This window comes from Segatella copri (genome assembly GCF_051861805.1).
Lineage (GTDB): Bacteria > Bacteroidota > Bacteroidia > Bacteroidales > Bacteroidaceae > Prevotella > Prevotella copri_M.
Window position 1 is genome coordinate 2,871,434 of sequence record NZ_CP146520.1, and the last position, 16,740, is coordinate 2,888,173.

The 16,740-nt window shown below is 41.2% G+C and carries 12 protein-coding genes and 2 pseudogenes; 3 read left to right on the forward strand and 11 right to left on the reverse strand.

Going from position 1 to position 16,740, the window contains the following annotated elements; all coding sequences use genetic code 11:
- Positions 1–35 precede the first annotated feature (35 nt).
- From V8Z93_RS11370 to V8Z93_RS11395, 6 genes and pseudogenes are all read right to left on the reverse strand, one after another.
- Complete coding sequence (locus V8Z93_RS11370) at positions 36–467, reverse strand: DUF6575 domain-containing protein (RefSeq protein ID WP_439431558.1); 432 nt, start codon at positions 465–467, stop codon at positions 36–38.
- Positions 464–844 carry a hypothetical protein gene (locus V8Z93_RS11375; protein ID WP_264966904.1) on the reverse strand — a complete coding sequence of 127 codons (381 nt, stop codon included), beginning with the start codon at positions 842–844 and terminating at the stop codon, positions 464–466. The genes V8Z93_RS11370 and V8Z93_RS11375 overlap by 4 nt, the downstream gene beginning before the upstream one ends.
- Before the next feature lie 950 nt (positions 845–1,794).
- Complete coding sequence (locus V8Z93_RS11380; protein ID WP_203049676.1) at positions 1,795–2,457, reverse strand: hypothetical protein; 663 nt, start codon at positions 2,455–2,457, stop codon at positions 1,795–1,797.
- Between the two features lie 38 nt (positions 2,458–2,495).
- Positions 2,496–3,860 (reverse strand): ATP-binding protein, encoded by a 1,365-nt coding sequence (locus V8Z93_RS11385; protein WP_439431559.1) that lies wholly within the window; start codon positions 3,858–3,860, stop codon positions 2,496–2,498.
- Between the two features lie 576 nt (positions 3,861–4,436).
- Complete coding sequence (locus tag V8Z93_RS11390) at positions 4,437–5,087, reverse strand: helix-turn-helix transcriptional regulator (protein WP_439431560.1); 651 nt, start codon at positions 5,085–5,087, stop codon at positions 4,437–4,439.
- A gap of 19 nt (positions 5,088–5,106) precedes the next feature.
- Positions 5,107–5,636, reverse strand: a pseudogene (locus V8Z93_RS11395) (GIY-YIG nuclease family protein).
- 374 nt (positions 5,637–6,010) lie between these two features.
- Between V8Z93_RS11395 and V8Z93_RS11400 the strand changes: the two are divergent.
- Positions 6,011–6,349: a helix-turn-helix domain-containing protein gene (locus tag V8Z93_RS11400; RefSeq protein ID WP_117664301.1), complete on the forward strand. Its 339-nt coding sequence runs from the start codon at positions 6,011–6,013 to the stop codon at positions 6,347–6,349.
- A gap of 135 nt (positions 6,350–6,484) precedes the next feature.
- Here the strand turns inward: V8Z93_RS11400 and V8Z93_RS11405 are convergent.
- The 4 genes and pseudogenes from V8Z93_RS11405 to V8Z93_RS11420 all read right to left on the reverse strand — a co-directional run.
- Positions 6,485–8,152 (reverse strand): annotated as a pseudogene (locus tag V8Z93_RS11405) (ATP-grasp domain-containing protein); the annotation flags it as partial.
- Positions 8,130–8,852, reverse strand: coding sequence for a hypothetical protein (locus V8Z93_RS11410; protein ID WP_439431561.1), 723 nt, complete (start codon positions 8,850–8,852; stop codon positions 8,130–8,132). The gene V8Z93_RS11410 and the pseudogene V8Z93_RS11405, both read right to left, overlap by 23 nt.
- A 61-nt stretch (positions 8,853–8,913) precedes the next feature.
- Positions 8,914–10,104 (reverse strand): hypothetical protein, encoded by a 1,191-nt coding sequence (locus V8Z93_RS11415; RefSeq protein ID WP_439431562.1) that lies wholly within the window; start codon positions 10,102–10,104, stop codon positions 8,914–8,916.
- Positions 10,105–10,111: 7 nt separating this feature from the next.
- Positions 10,112–12,148, reverse strand: coding sequence for a hypothetical protein (locus tag V8Z93_RS11420; protein WP_439431563.1), 2,037 nt, complete (start codon positions 12,146–12,148; stop codon positions 10,112–10,114).
- Positions 12,149–12,520: 372 nt separating this feature from the next.
- Here V8Z93_RS11420 and V8Z93_RS11425 point away from each other — a divergent pair, with 372 nt between their 5' ends.
- Positions 12,521–13,024, forward strand: coding sequence for a hypothetical protein (locus tag V8Z93_RS11425; protein ID WP_439431564.1), 504 nt, complete (start codon positions 12,521–12,523; stop codon positions 13,022–13,024).
- Positions 13,021–13,359, forward strand: coding sequence for a helix-turn-helix domain-containing protein (locus V8Z93_RS11430; protein WP_117664301.1), 339 nt, complete (start codon positions 13,021–13,023; stop codon positions 13,357–13,359). Before V8Z93_RS11425 ends, V8Z93_RS11430 begins: the two co-directional genes overlap by 4 nt.
- A gap of 135 nt (positions 13,360–13,494) precedes the next feature.
- On the opposite strand, the gene carB is transcribed toward V8Z93_RS11430, so the two are convergent.
- On the reverse strand, positions 13,495–16,728 hold the full coding sequence (gene carB / locus V8Z93_RS11435) for a carbamoyl-phosphate synthase (glutamine-hydrolyzing) large subunit (protein ID WP_439431565.1): 3,234 nt from the start codon (positions 16,726–16,728) through the stop codon (positions 13,495–13,497).
- Positions 16,729–16,740: the final 12 nt, after the last annotated feature.

Genomic DNA, 16,740 nt, shown 5'->3' on the forward strand with positions numbered 1-16,740 from the left:
TTATATTTCTTTTTCAGTTTCAATTATCTGTATTTTTACATACAAGCCCATCCAAACTTTCTTACAAGTTCCGTAAACAGACCTTTATCCTTAACGGGAATATTAACCATGATGCTTTCCTTACCAGAAGTTTCTAGATAATAGCCTTCATCTGGTAAACGCTCTTCTGATATAGTTGTGCTTATTTTAGAATCCAGCACAAGACTATCATTAGAATACCTCACATCGAAATACTCCAGATTACTTTCAGGAGATATGAACAAAGAACGTAAGTCCTTCTTTCCAATGCAAAAATCCTGCAATCTTTTACTAGAAATACGAATTGCCGTATATTTGCATTCGGGAGTATCTTCATACAACAAACACAAATATAAGGTATCAAAACAATCCCTTGCGGTTAGCAATTGCGGATTGTCGTAGTACTCCAGTATGCTATCTACTTTTAATGTGGATTGTTTCTTATTCATAATTTTATTATTTTAGCCTTTTTAATATCAAATGCTTTACTCCTCCACCAAGAATAGTGAGAGTTTTTGAAAGTCTTCTTGATTTTACCATCCTTAGATTGCAAGCGCACCTCTGCAATATTGGCACGCTTAAACTTAGGGAGCTTCAATAGTCTTTTGGCATCTTCCAGCAAAGAAAAGACGGATACAGCTCTCACTATACAATCATCTATGCCCTCTCCCTTGAAAACCTTGTTTGGTGCCAAGCGTTTTTGAGAGAAGAAGTCCTCCGATTCCGCAGGATTTCCATGTGATACACGGAAATAAGTGCCATCGCATTCAACAGAGTCAAATGGCGGACAACTCGGTGGTAATTCTTCAAACCATTGATATTCCATAACCATATTTTTTAAACACATGGCAAAGATAATATATTTATTCGACATTTACAAATTTTGTGAAGGAAACTTTTGCTAAACAACTATAATTGTGATTATCTATGTTAAAAATTATAAGATTTGATTACTTCCCGACTTGCATCTCAGCTCTTTTTCATGAAATATGTCATAATATCTATTTTGCAAATCTTTGTTTTCAAGATATTTAGGTTTGGTGACCTTCATCTGATGAACCCCACCAACTTTTCGATTCTACCAAGCATAAATAGAAACAAACGGTGAAGACTGCTGATAAGCCTCCACCGTTTATTACTTTATTTCGTTGCTCTAACGAATATATAACATTACCTAGTTTTATAAAACCCAAAGCAGCTACAACAAGACATTAAATCTCACAGGCTCCTCGCCTGTACGTAATTTGTAGTTTTCATAAAGCATCTTCTGCATCTTATCAACATAAGTTTTTTCTACAAAAAAGTCTCATAGTCTCATTTTTGCCCTCAAAATACCAGTTATCTTTCTGATGATTAACAACTTAACATCAATGACACTTCTTGAAAAATGCGGTAAGAAGTATCATCAATGTATCATGGAAGTATCATCATAATATGGTCGTACAACTAAAAAGTGTATAGTTGTACGACTATAAAGCTACGATTGTACAACTATAGGGTGTATAGTCGTACGACTAAACAGGTTATAACCGTACAACTAAAGGGGTTATAGTTGTACGATAACAAGGTGTTGCCACTAGGCTCGACAGAGGTGCTGACTGCAGTCAGCAGACCTGCTGATTAGGCTCAGCAGAGCTGCCGAGCCTAGTGGCAACAATGGAGAAGGTACTTCCTAGCACCTGGAATGATACTTTCTCCAACCCGAGAAGATACTCTTTCCAACATGGCAAGAAGCTCTTTCCAACCCGTAAAGATGCTTATCCCCACCTCCTATCTTTATTCCTTCTTCCTCAATCGATAGAGCGTAACGGGGCCTTCCTTGGTGGCATACATCCGGGCTGCAGGCTCCTCGCAAAGATCATTCAACACCTTGCTGGCATGATAGCGGGTGACGCCAAATTCCTTCATCATATCCTTCACCGTGATATAACCCTGCTGCTGACATATCTCCACAATATCGGCAAACTCCTTTTCAGCCTCCTTCGGAGCAGACTTCACTCCCCAATACTGGCGACTGCAACCATTAGACCTACGACGCAACTTCTCAAGAAACTCCTTCGTGGGCTGAATCTCCAAACCGCAGATATCCACCTCGTTGGCTGGAATCAAGTCGCCCTCATGAAAGGTCTTCTTCCACTCATTTCCCTCCTTATCCCTATGCTGCACCACGCCCAGCTTAGGCTTGACGATAAACATATCGCCTACCCTCACCTCGTTGCCATCCGCCAGGGCATAAAGCGTCTCATCCTCCAGCGTTTCCAGGGCAGCTATAAAGGAAGAAACATTCATCGCACAATGATCGCGAACATGCTTCTCCATCTTCTCCTGGTCAATGGTGTCTCGCTTCACAAACATCGGATGTATCTGATACTTACCGCTTTCGTCCTTCAAGGGCGTGCGATGCTCCAAATAATTGATTGAACCTGTTGCTCTTGCCATATTCTTAGTTTTTTTTGATATTTCTTTATATTCCCCATCTACTTCTCCGCAAACAAATTGGAGATAGCATAAAGAGGAATGATGTCTATCTTCTTTCCATCGGGACTCTCGAATGTTCCAAAATTTTCAAGAGAACAGCGGATGCCCATTTCTATATGCTTCTGCGGATTGCGCATCAGCGAATACATGCTGCTCATGGAACCCTTCACACCAGATTTTACTTCTATCGGAACTATGCTGCCACTGCGAGCTATCACATAATCCACCTCGGCACAAGTACCTTTGTTCATGTTTTGCCAATAGTACAACTGATGCCGCTTCTGCGGAGAAGAATATTTGATAAGTTCCAAGCCCGCCATCATCTCTGCCACATGTCCCTTGTCAACAAGATTGATGGAATCTGCCACCATCATCTCCTTGATGCTGCCATCGATGTCGTCATCTATTCCCAGGATACCAAGCAGCACGCCAGTATCATGGATAAGATATTTCACAACCCGCTCGTTGATTTCAGCCCCAAGCGGCACCCCATTGGCATCCGTATGATAGATCGGGATGATTAGTCCGGCATCCTTCAGCATCTCCAAAGCCACCTTTACTTCTGCCGAACGATATTGTCCTTCTACCCTACTGTAAACAAACTTGGCTCCAGCCTGATGTGCTACGCTTATGAGAGTTTGGCGCAAAAGCAGAGGATTTGCCTTGGCTCCGTACTTGGCAAAATCGTCCTGATACCCCTGTATGACTTCATTCACTATGTCACTACTATAGCGATAAGACCCTGTCTCCATGTAAGTTGCCACAGCTTCTGGCATACCGCCAACCAGCATATAACTTCGAAAAGCCTCCACTAATCTGTTATAGAATGCCTCGGGCAGCGGATTCGTAGGACTACTATTTCGTTTGGTTCTAAGAAGTCCCTCTTGCCCCGTTGCCGTCAAGAATTCATCAAAAGACATCGGATAAACAAACAGTGAACTTACTCTGCCCACCCCAAACGATGACAAATCCTTCAGCGCAAACTCCAGGAGCGAACCTGCTGCAATGACATGAAGTTCGGGATAATCTTCCTTAAAGAACCAAAGGCTGTGAACGACATCTTCGCTCTTTTGTATCTCATCGAGGAAAAGAAGGGTTTCGCCCGGAACAACCGGCACATTAAAGAAGTCGGATAGCTTAGCAGCAATGCTCTTCACATCACGACTGCCCTTAAAGAATTCCATCACCTCAGGATTTCTTTCCACATTAACTTCCAAAAAATATTTGAAGCTCTTGCCCAAATGCCGAATGGTGCTCGACTTGCCTACCTGTCGGGCGCCCCTCACCAAAAGAGGTTTTCTTCGAGGATTATCCTTCCATTCCAGCAAAGCCTGGTCTATGTTTCTTGACAAGTATTTTTTCATATCTTTCGCCTTTATGATTATATGGCTGCAAAAATACTGATAATTAACGAGATATGCAATTATTTTATGTTAACTTTGCTAAAAGATAGAGTTATAAAGGCATGTTTCATGATGAAAGATAGAGTTATAAAGGCATGTTTTATGATAAAAGATAGAGTTATAGAGGTGCAAAAAATCCCTGCCATAGGAATCATTTCCTACAGCAGGGATTTTTCTATATATTATAGTGAATCATCGATCAGACTTTTCTATATATAAGTCATGAGCTTTTGCTACTTCTATCAACCTATGACATTCCTCTTCCTCTGCAGTTCTCGTGCTTTGCCTGTTATCTCCATATTGTTGAGTGGATAGCCCAGTATCAAACACTCGAATATCGCTTCGGTCGCTATCTGCCTGTACTTTTCGCTCAGGCTCATAACATATTGCACCCTTGGTACCCTCACCTAAGAGCATTATGACATTTTATGCAAAGGAATTTATGCCCTATAAGCATAAATGCTTACGATTTGAATCCCCATACATTCTATTTCCCCATTCTCGAAAGCAATGGTAGCAAGCTCCTCGGCATGAGCCTCATTCATCGCCGCGACATAATAGGTCATCCACATCAATATCTACGTTTCGTTCAAACAGGGTATCATGCACCACCAGATTGCGGATTCTATCTATTCCATAGGCCTTTAGCTGATATCCATTTGCATCATAAGCCAAAACATACCAAAGTTGGTTAGATTCCTTGATATAATGAGGCAAGATATTCTCTTCCGTTATCAGCTCACCTCCATGTCGATACAGAACATATTGGAAGGAGATGGTATGCTGATTTCTCACCGCATATATCAGTTGAGGCATATACTTGCTGAACACAGCCCGATGATGCTCTGGCAAAATATACGACCTCATGTTAGGACTCTCATCCACAGCATTGAGCAACTCGAAGTTAAGGAGCATTTCGGAAAGCCTATCCTCCCTGCTCGAAAATCTCTCATTGATGCGATAACTATTCGTTGCCCTATCAAAGGAAATTTCTATATGAAACAGCATTTCTATGTCATTGATGTCTCTTTGCAGAGTTCTTTCTGAGATAGGAGCATCCACATGGTCATTAATATAACTCAATAGGTCATGTACGGAAACACAGCTGTTCCCATACAGACCATTGGTTGCATAAATCTTATTGATGATAAGCAACATTCGGCGAATGCCATCTATTTGTCTTGCCATAACAGAAACGGTTTACTTCTTACTTATCACATCTCAGTTCATGCACTCTTTTTAAAGTTGCTGCCTTACTACCCTCAACATTAAGAGGTGGCAAAAGACTGTCGATTAAAAAAGATTCCAACTCATTTCTCTTGTCATTGGCAAGATAAGCAAAAAGCAAATTACGCTCCATCCATGTAGTCAAACTATTTTCATCTTCCGCACCAAACTTCGTTTTTTATTGATTTGGTAATTTTTATCTCTGGCAATCTTCTGATAACCAAACAAACTACCCAAAGTTTTTCTAAGAGTAGAATTACCACCATTACCATGCAGATGATTTGTCCATATTCGACTTTTCAAATTTGAAGCTACACCTGTATATAACACGCGATAATCCACTCCATGCAAAGAGACTTCTGTATATTTGAAATTACCCAAAACGTCTGGAATATTACAACCAGCCTTTAGCACCACTATATAATTGCCTTCCACAGCAGGAAGATCAGCTCTTTGCCCTTTTGCGGGGTCAAAGAGTGTAAACTGATTAAATAATTCGTTTATATCCATATTTTTCACTCTTCATTGTTTGACATTCTAATTGATGCTGCAAAGATAATAAATCTTAGCGACAAAACGTGTCAGCGAGAAAAATATTTCTATAGACTACAAAGACATAGACAAGTTTTTCCCTGCTCATAGCGAGATTACAATGTCTCCACTTCCGAAAGGACACGTAGCACGACTCGCTACCATCCACAAGGTTAAGGCTCAATGAAAAACTTCAGTGGGATTATGCACGCTATCATAAAAAGATAAACATAAAAGTAAAGTTTAACATAAAATCTTTGAAGAAATCAACTTTTATGTTTATCTTTGTAGCAAATTCTACATGGACCACTTGAATTGATTATAGATATCGACTATAATAAGGAGAATTTAATATGAAAACAAATAAACTGATGGATGAAATCCGCAAGTCAACTCCTGCGGACACAAACAAACAAGTTGACTTATGCGTTGCTATTGCCAACAGAGTCTTTGAACTATTACAGGAACGAAATATGAAACAGCGTGATTTCGCAAAGGCACTTGGCAAGACAGAAACAGAAGTGAGTCGTTGGCTGAGTGGAACACATAATCTCACATTAGCTACAATTGCAAAGATGGCGACGGTTCTTGGTGATGACATCATTACCACAACACAGAGCCATCGTCCATACAAACTTCCAAATACGCAAAATGTAGCTATGATGGTAGCTGAGGATATGTGCAAAAAATAGTTATACAAATAATAAAAAATCCCTGCCATAGGAAGCCTTTCCTACAGCAGGGATTTTTCTATTGGAAATCATCAAGAATGACTTAACTGTCAATTCTTAACTACTAACTATCAATTCTTAACTATTAACTATCAACTATTTATACTCTCCCCAAGCCTTGATGTCGATATCCTCGAGCTTAGTGGTGCAGAATGCATAGATGAATGCACTCGCCAGACGGCTGTTGGTAATCAATGGCACGTTCAGGTCGATGGCTGCACGACGAATCTTGTAGCCATTACTCAACTCACTGCTGGTCAAGTTCTTTGGAATATTCACTACCATATCAATCTCGTGGTTGTGGAGCATCTCCAAAGCCTTAGGCGCACCGCCTTCTGCCTCCTCTGATGGCCAGAGTACACGGGTGTTCTCAATGCCGTTCTCGGTGAGGAACTTGCTACTACCACCAGTTGCATACAGCTTGTAACCATGCTTAACCAGCATCTGGGCAGCATCGAGCAAATCTACCTTCTGCTTGGCAGAACCTGTAGAAAGCAGGATGTTCTTGGCTGGAATGCGATGACCCACAGAAAGCATACTCTTCAAGAGGGCGGTAGATGTATCGTCGCCCAAGCAACCTACCTCACCGGTACTGCTCATATCCACGCCCAATACTGGGTCTGCCTTCTGCAAACGGTTGAAGCTGAACTGAGATGCCTTGATACCTACATAGTCGAGATCGAAGAGGTTCTTGTGTGGCTTCTCTACTGGCAAACCGAGCATCACGCGGGTAGCCAACTCGATGAGGTTGATCTTCAACACCTTGCTCACGAATGGGAACGAACGGCTGGCACGCAAGTTACACTCGATAACGAGAATATCATTGTCACGAGCCATGAACTGGATGTTGAACGGACCGTTGATGTGCAACTCCTTGGCAATCTGACGACCTACTCGCTTCACACGACGAACTGTCTCAACATACAACTTCTGAGGAGGGAACTGGATGGTTGCATCGCCTGAGTGAACACCGGCAAACTCGATGTGCTCGGAAATCGCATAGGCAATCACCTCGCCATTCTTTGCCACTGCATCCATCTCAATCTCCTTGGCATGTTCGATAAACTTACTTACTACCACTGGGTGATCCTCACTTACGTTGGCTGCCAACTGCAGGAATCGCTTCAGCTCTTCCTCATTAGAACATACGTTCATCGCAGCACCAGAAAGCACGTAGCTAGGACGAACCAATACTGGGAAGCCTACACGCTCGATGAAGTTGTCGATGTCCTCCATAGAGGTCAGTGCGCTCCACTCTGGCTGGTTGATGCCGTTGTTGGTCAACATCTGAGAGAACTTGGCACGGTCCTCAGCGTTATCGATGTCCTTGGCAGCAGTACCCAGAATTGGCACGTTCTGTGCATCCAGGTGCATAGCCAGGTTGTTTGGAATCTGACCACCGGTAGATACGATGACGCCATGAGGCTGCTCCATCTCGATGATATCCATCACACGCTCGAAGGTCAACTCGTCGAAGTAGAGACGGTCGCACATATCGTAGTCGGTAGATACGGTCTCTGGGTTGTAGTTGATCATCACTGAGCGCCAGCCTTCCTTGCGGATGGTGTTCAATGCCTGAACGCCACACCAGTCGAACTCTACGGAAGAACCGATGCGGTAAGCACCAGAACCGAGTACGATGATAGAACGATGATCGTTCTCGAAGGTGATGTCGCTCTTTACACCTGCGTATGTAACATAGAGGTAGTTGGTCTGCGCAGGATACTCTGCAGCCAGGGTATCAATCTGCTTCACTACAAGAAGACATGTCGATTTTACTTATAAAATGGTATAAATCATCACCCAAAGTTGTTCTTTGATATAAATGAGCCTTTCTAAACGTACTGCTAGATAGACATTCTTTGTATTTTTGCAAAAAAGCTTCAACTTCTTCTTGGTCTGACATCTCTATTAAACCAAGCGAAGTCAGATAGTAGAAGTGGTTCATAACCTCTTTCTTCGAAACATCGCTATTATATTCATCGTTGTACTTACTATAAATCCTTTCAATGGCATTTTTACCATCAAAAGTGTTTTTTAAAGACTTTAAAATATAGAAATCTAATCCGTCAATTTTTTCCATTAATTCTAAGAACATACGCTTGCATCTATTCTCAGCATTATCAATGTGGCAACATGCTGTTAAATATTTAGCATACATAATTCTTTTATTTTCATCGATTTCATCTTTTGAATAATCTACAGTTCGTAACAAGTCCCAGATAAATTCTTGACTATTTATATATTCCATGTTGCGAACTCTATTATCAAGTTCATCTATCATTGCAAATGCTTTTTTTAGCACATCTTCTATCAATAGATTCTGCTTGTGATTTTGAAAATCAGATAACAGACTTACTATTGGGGCTGTAAATGGACAACAGCTGCCAATAGCCTTTAATATATTACAAACCTTGTCAGGCAGACTCATCTTGCCAATTTCATTTATTCTATTTTCTTCCATATTGAATTATAATTTTACAATAACTCTTGCTACTTCAACATTACAAATTAATCAATAACTGTCACCAAGTATAATAAACAACATAGAGACAGCCCAAGACAAGCATTGCTACAAGAGTTACACACCCACTTTTGGGCTTTTGGGGCTTCCCTTTGTCATCAAGATAGGTTGTAGCATCATCTCCAAAGGTATATCGGCGAGTATCAAATGACCAACTTAACATTACCTTAATATCACAAAGTTCTAACTCTTCTTTCTTTTCCACGAATTTCTTGTAATCAGAAATAGCATCTTGGGCAAGTCGAGTTCTAGTATCTTCAAATAATTTACGGGCATAGTCCTTTTCCCCTTCAAAGAACTTAATCAAAACAGCCTTCCCTTTAATATCAATACAAGAAGTCTTGCTGTCAATATGCGGAACAAGCAAAAATATACAATATACACGCTGTCCTTCTGCGAATTCCTTGATTTCATCATCAAAGTCAAAACTATTAGGACAACCAACAAGGGTATTGTCTTCTCGATAAATGCCATATTGATTAAGGCTTTCCAAATGCACTACATCCACATATCCACTGAATACTCCTGCTTGCCACTTCTTTCTATCAAAGTACCAATCAGCATCCTCTATTCTTACAGTGAGTGTATCATAAGTTTTCTTTCCTGTTTTATCGCTTTGTGGAAATTTGTAAAATTCATCATATCTGAATATGACATTACTATCTTTATCTTCATTATTATAATCTTTATCATCAACTTTTGGCTGTGACACATTGAGTGTTGGCAACTCTTTTTCAAAATGAGTAATTTCAATAAAAGCGTCATTACTAACATCTTCAGTGATGCTATTAATCATTTCTGTTGCATATTCTACATCATCCTCAAAAAATTTAAGGATTGTTGCATAAGCCTGATTACGAACCTTACCATCCTTAGAAATGAATGGTGTAATTGCAATTACACAGTCCAACTCTTTTCCTTTGCTAAACTTATTAACGTAATCTTGCAACTCTTTTTGAACAAATCCCAAAAGTTGCCCATCAGTCTTATAGAAACCAATAGCATTAATATCATATGGATTGTTTGGTTCAGTTTTGATACATCCTGTAAAAACTCCCCAAAAGTTTGCTTCAGGTTTTGTGTGAAAATTTATGCCAGACACCTTTATTCTTAAGGTGTCTTTCTCTATACTTCCCTGTTTTTCACCAACAGGAAGCCAATGTTTTGTTATATCAAAATTTATATCATTCATATCTATCTTATTTTTTGTTCTTTATATTCAACCATATCATTTCTACCATCCAGCCATTTACGTTTGCCACTCGGTATGCAGATGGACATCCTTTTTTAAAGGCACCACGAGAGTCATATTTATGGGATTCTATGAATACATTCTCACGAGTCCACTTGAGGTTATAATTTTGCGGACGCTTCAGCCATTTCATTTCATCTATCCAGCCATTATCTATAGCTGACCTATAAGCACTCGGAGTACCCCATCTAAATTCACTTCGTGAAGAATATTTATGTGATTCAGCTATTACAGTCTGCTTGTTTTGCCAAAATCCCTGTGGCTTGGCATCAGAAGCAGCCCACTCCATTTCGTTTATCCAATTGTTTTTTGTCGCTAAAGAATAAGCAGTTGGTGCACCTCTTTTAAACTCCATTTTGGTTGAGTATTTGCCACCTTCTTCGAATACACGTTCTTTTGTCCAATAACCATGTTCTTTCACCTTAGTTTTTATCCAAGGCATTTTCTCCCATAGATTATTTTTGGCTGCATAGTCATAAGCAGCATGGCAACCTTTGAAAAAGTCTGTTCTCGTTGAATACTTTTTAGACTCTTCTATTACATATTCTTCATTTTGCCAATAACCTTGTGGAACTTGGTCACGGAGCAACCATGTCATTTCATCTTCCCATTTATGCTTTCTTGCAGAAAAATGAGCTGCTGGTGACTTCAAAAAGAATTCATTCCATGATTTATAGTTCTTTGACTCTTCAAACACATGTTCTTTTACACTCCACCATCGTGGAGGCATACGTTTACTGTAAAACCATGGAAATGTTTCATTGTTCATCATCTTATATTTTAGAGCTGCATCATACGCTCCAGCAGATTTTGTAAAAAATTCCGTTGGAGTTTTATATTTTTCAGCTTCACGCAATACTGCTTTCTTTGTCCATTTCTTTATTAAACTTCCAACAGATCCAACATTTTCACCTGTCAGATTGATATTATTAATCAATGTGTAATGCAAAACATCACGATAATATAAAGATTGAACACGTTCTTCTCTTTGTCTCTCGACTATTGTTAGCCCGTCTAATAAGATTTTATATGCTGGAATTTTCAAACTCTTACCATAAAAATACTTATAGACAGGATCATTTTTCTGATTTTTATGTTCCCAATCTCGCCTCTTCATATCATTCGTTGCACCAACATAAGCATATTTATTTACTTCGTCTATATATACATAAATAATATGAATCGGACCTCGTGGATCCCCTTTTGAGACTTTTGTTTCAAATTCCATTTCTCCGAGCCAATGATGTAATAGTGCAGATTTATATGCAGACGGAGCCTTATGACGAAACTCACTTTTATATTTGTATTTTCGGGCTTCCTTTAAAACTTTCTCTTTATCCTCCCAATACCCTTTTGGAGAATTTCTCGTTTTTTTCAACCATGTCATTTCATTAAGCCATCCATTATTTTTAGCTGTAATATAAGCAAGATAACATCCTTCACAAAAATCACTCCTATTGTTGTATTTCTTAGATTCCTCAAATACGTTATTTTTCTCTTTCCAATAGCCAACAGGTTTTCTGTTTGTTTTTGCCAACCAGTCCATTTCATCAAGCCATTCGTTGAGTTTTGCCGAATCAAAAGCTCGACTATTCTTTCTTTGAAATTCTGTAACCGACTTATAATTTTTAGATTCATTTATTACATTCTCTTTTATCTTCCAATATCCAGAAGGCTTACGCTTGCTAGGAGCTAACCAATCCATTTCAGTTAGCCAATTATTATTTTTTGCAATAGTGTATGCAGTCACGGCATTATTCATAAATTCCGTAACTATAAAATACTTTCTTGACTCTTCGAAAACCGCCTCTTTAGTCCATTTGATAGGTTTGGCTGTCGGACGCACCAACCATATCATTTCGTCCAACCATCCGTTCATATACGCAATACGGAATGCACCAGATTTCTTTTTTTTGAACTCAGATCTTGAAGAATATTTCTTGCTTTCTTCAAAAACGGTTTCTTTTGTCCACTTTTTATGCATAACCTTTATTTTTGTGTTATTTAAAAATTCTGTGCAAAGATACAGAAAAATCTATTATACAACAAATAATTTCCCTATTATCATTATATATTTAACCTTTTTTGTATGCGTTGCATAATTTATATGGATTTTATTGGCAGGTTGTTATTATTACACTCACAATTCGACATAATTTCTTTGCAGTTTTATCAAATGGCAAATAGCTAAGCATCAATATTATAAACTTCTAAGTTTATAAACTAACAAATCGAAAAACTTCAAGGAGGATTATGCACGCTATTATAAAAAGATGAACATAAAAGTAAAGTTTAACATAATATTCTTGCAAAAATCAACTTTTATGTTTATCTTTGCAGCAAAAATATAAGTTATATGGAAAAGAACTTATTAATAGAGCTATTGGAAACTGGAGAAAAAGTCAGCCTTTATTCTCCAAGATTCGAGGGTGAGGAATATACCGAATTTGAGAAATTCCTTCTCACCTATAAGGACCAATATGCCCAAGATGTACAAATCCTCATTAGAAGGATTGATATTATCAAAGAAAATGGTGCAGAAGATAGATTCTTCAGATATGAAGGAAGCAAACGTGACAGGGTGATGGCACTACCCTCTCATCTTGATACATCTAATTTAAGATTGTATTGCCTTAATATCAGTCATAAGATTTTAATCTTAGGAAATGGTGGTATAAAGAAAACGCAAACATATCAAGAAGATGTAAATCTGCATAGAGCCGTACGAAACTTACAAAAGATAGACATCATTATAAAGAAACTTGAGAATAAAAGAATTATAACAATCAATGGTACATATTTACATGGACCACTTGAATTGACTATAGATATCGACTATAACAAGGAGGATTTAATATGAAAACAAATAAACTGATGGATGAAATCCGCAAGTCAACTCCTGCGGACACAAACAAACAAGTCGACTTATGCGTTGCTATTGCCAACAGAGTCTTTGAACTATTACAGGAACGAAATATGAAACAGCGTGATTTCGCAAAGGCACTTGGCAAGACAGAAACAGAAGTGAGTCGTTGGTTGAGTGGAACACATAATCTCACATTAGCTACAATCGCAAAGATGGCAACGGTTCTTGGTGATGACATCATTACCACAACACAGAGCCATCGTCCATACAAACTTCCCAATACGCAAAATGTAGCTATGATGGTAGCTGAGGATATGTGCAAAAAATAGTTATACAAATAATAAAAAATCCCTGCCATAGGAAGCCTTTCCTACAGCAGGGATTTTTCTATTGGAAATCATCAAGAATGACTTAACTGTCAATTCTTAACTACTAACTATCAATTCTTAACTATTAACTATCAACTATTTATACTCTCCCCAAGCCTTGATGTCGATATCCTCGAGCTTAGTGGTGCAGAATGCATAGATGAATGCACTCGCCAGACGGCTGTTGGTAATCAATGGCACGTTCAGGTCGATGGCTGCACGACGAATCTTGTAACCATTGCTCAACTCGCTGCTGGTCAAGTTCTTCGGAATATTTACTACCATATCAATCTCATGGTTGTGGAGCATCTCCAAAGCCTTAGGTGCACCGCCTTCTGCCTCCTCTGATGGCCAGAGCACACGGGTGTTCTCAATGCCGTTCTCGGTGAGGAACTTGCTACTACCACCGGTTGCATACAGCTTGTAACCATGCTTAACCAGCATCTGGGCAGCATCGAGCAAATCTACCTTCTGCTTGGCAGAACCAGTAGAAAGCAGGATGTTCTTGGCTGGAATGCGATGACCCACAGAAAGCATACTCTTCAGAAGTGCGGTAGATGTATCGTCGCCCAAGCAACCTACCTCACCGGTAGAACTCATATCCACACCCAATACAGGGTCTGCCTTCTGCAGACGGTTGAAGCTGAACTGAGATGCCTTGATACCTACATAGTCGAGATCGAAGAGATTCTTGTGTGGCTTCTCTACCGGCAAACCGAGCATCACGCGGGTAGCCAACTCGATGAGGTTGATCTTCAATACCTTGCTCACGAATGGGAACGAACGGCTGGCACGCAAGTTACACTCGATAACGAGAATATCATTGTCACGAGCCATGAACTGGATGTTGAACGGACCGTTGATGTGCAACTCCTTGGCAATCTGACGACCTACTCGCTTCACACGACGAACTGTCTCAACATACAACTTCTGAGGAGGGAACTGGATGGTTGCATCACCTGAGTGAACACCGGCAAACTCGATGTGCTCGGAAATCGCATAGGCAATCACCTCGCCATTCTTTGCCACTGCATCCATCTCAATCTCCTTGGCATGTTCGATAAACTTACTTACTACCACTGGGTGATCCTCACTCACGTTGGCAGCCAACTGCAGGAATCGCTTCAGCTCTTCCTCGTTAGAACATACGTTCATCGCAGCACCAGAAAGCACGTAGCTAGGACGAACCAATACTGGGAAGCCAACACGCTCGATGAAGTTGTCGATGTCCTCCATAGAGGTCAGGGCGCTCCACTCTGGCTGGTTGATGCCGTTGTTGGTCAACATCTGAGAGAACTTGGCACGGTCCTCAGCGTTATCAATATCCTTGGCAGCAGTACCCAGAATTGGCACGTTCTGTGCATCCAGGTGCATAGCCAGATTGTTTGGAATCTGACCACCGGTAGATACGATGACGCCATGAGGCTGCTCCATCTCGATGATATCCATCACACGCTCGAAGGTCAACTCGTCGAAGTAGAGACGGTCGCACATATCGTAGTCGGTAGAAACGGTCTCTGGGTTGTAGTTGATCATCACTGAGCGCCAGCCTTCCTTGCGGATGGTGTTCAATGCCTGAACGCCACACCAGTCGAACTCTACGGAAGAACCGATGCGGTAAGCACCTGAACCGAGTACGATGATAGAACGGTGGTCGTTCTCGAAGGTGATGTCACTCTTCACGCCTGCGTAAGTTACATAGAGGTAGTTGGTCTGAGCAGGATACTCTGCTGCCAGGGTATCAATCTGCTTCACTACAGGCAGGATGCCATAGCTCTTGCGCTTATTGCGAACCAGCAGGGCTGCCTTGTGCATGTTGCCCAACTCCTGCTCCAAGCCCACGGCACGAGCAACCTGGAAGTCGGTGAAACCATAAACCTTAGCGGTACGGAGCAAATCCTGATCAAGCGTATTGATGTTGCACTTCTTCATCGCCTCGTCGATGTCGATGATGTGCTTCAACTTCTCGAGGAACCACTTGTCAATCTTGGTCAAGTCGTGAATCTGTTCTACGGTATAGCCCTTGTGCATTGCCTTTGAAATCACGAACACACGCTTATCTGTTGGCTCGCGCAAAGCTGCATCGATATCATCGATTTCAAGCTCCTTGTTCTCTACGAAGCCGTGCATGCCCTGACCAATCATACGAAGACCCTTCTGGATAGCCTCCTCGAAGTTGCGGCCGATGGCCATTACCTCACCTACTGACTTCATAGATGAACCCAACTCCTTATCTACGCCACGGAACTTAGACAAGTCCCAACGTGGAATCTTACAAACCACGTAGTCCAATGCTGGCTCGAAGAAAGCTGATGTGGTCTTGGTTACAGAGTTCTTCAACTCGAACAGACCGTAACCCATACCGAGCTTGGCTGCAACGAAGGCAAGAGGATAACCGGTAGCCTTAGAAGCCAAGGCAGATGAACGGCTCAAGCGGGCATTCACCTCGATAACGCGATAGTCCTCGCTCTTAGGGTCGAAGGCATACTGCACGTTACACTCACCCACGATTCCGATGTGACGGATAATCTTGATGGCGAGGGCACGAAGCTTATGATACTCTGCATTGCTCAGGGTCTGAGATGGAGCGATGACGATACTCTCACCGGTATGGATGCCCAGTGGGTCGAAGTTCTCCATGTTACAAACTGTGATACAGTTGTCGTAACGGTCGCGAACCACCTCATACTCAATCTCTTTCCAGCCCTTCAAGCTCTTCTCTACCAATACCTGTGGAGAGAATGAGAAGGCCTTCTCAGCGAGCTTGTTCAGCTCCTCCTCGTTGTCAGCGAAACCAGAACCGAGTCCACCCAAGGCGTAAGCAGCACGGATGATGACAGGATAGCCGAGCTCGGCAGCAGCCTTGCGGGCCTGCTCGATGTTCTCGCAAGCCTCGCTCTTGATGGTCTTCACGTTGATTTCATCCAGCTTCTCTACGAAGAGCTCACGGTCCTCAGTATCCATGATAGCCTGAACAGGAGTACCCAATACCTTGACATTATATTTCTCCAGGATGCCCTGGCGATAGAGTTCCACACCACAGTTGAGGGCAGTCTGACCACCGAAGCTGAGGAGGATACCGTCTGGCTTCTCCTTCTGGATGACACGCTCTACGAAGTAAGGCTGCACTGGCAGGAAGTAAATCTGGTCGGCAACACCTTCTGATGTCTGTACGGTTGCGATATTCGGGTTGATGAGCACAGTCTCGATACCTTCCTCGCGCAATGCCTTCAGGGCCTGCGAACCTGAGTAGTCGAACTCACCTGCTTCACCGATCTTCAAGGCTCCAGAACCTAAGAGGAGCACCTTCTTTATATTTTCGTCTTTCATCTTTATTCCTAA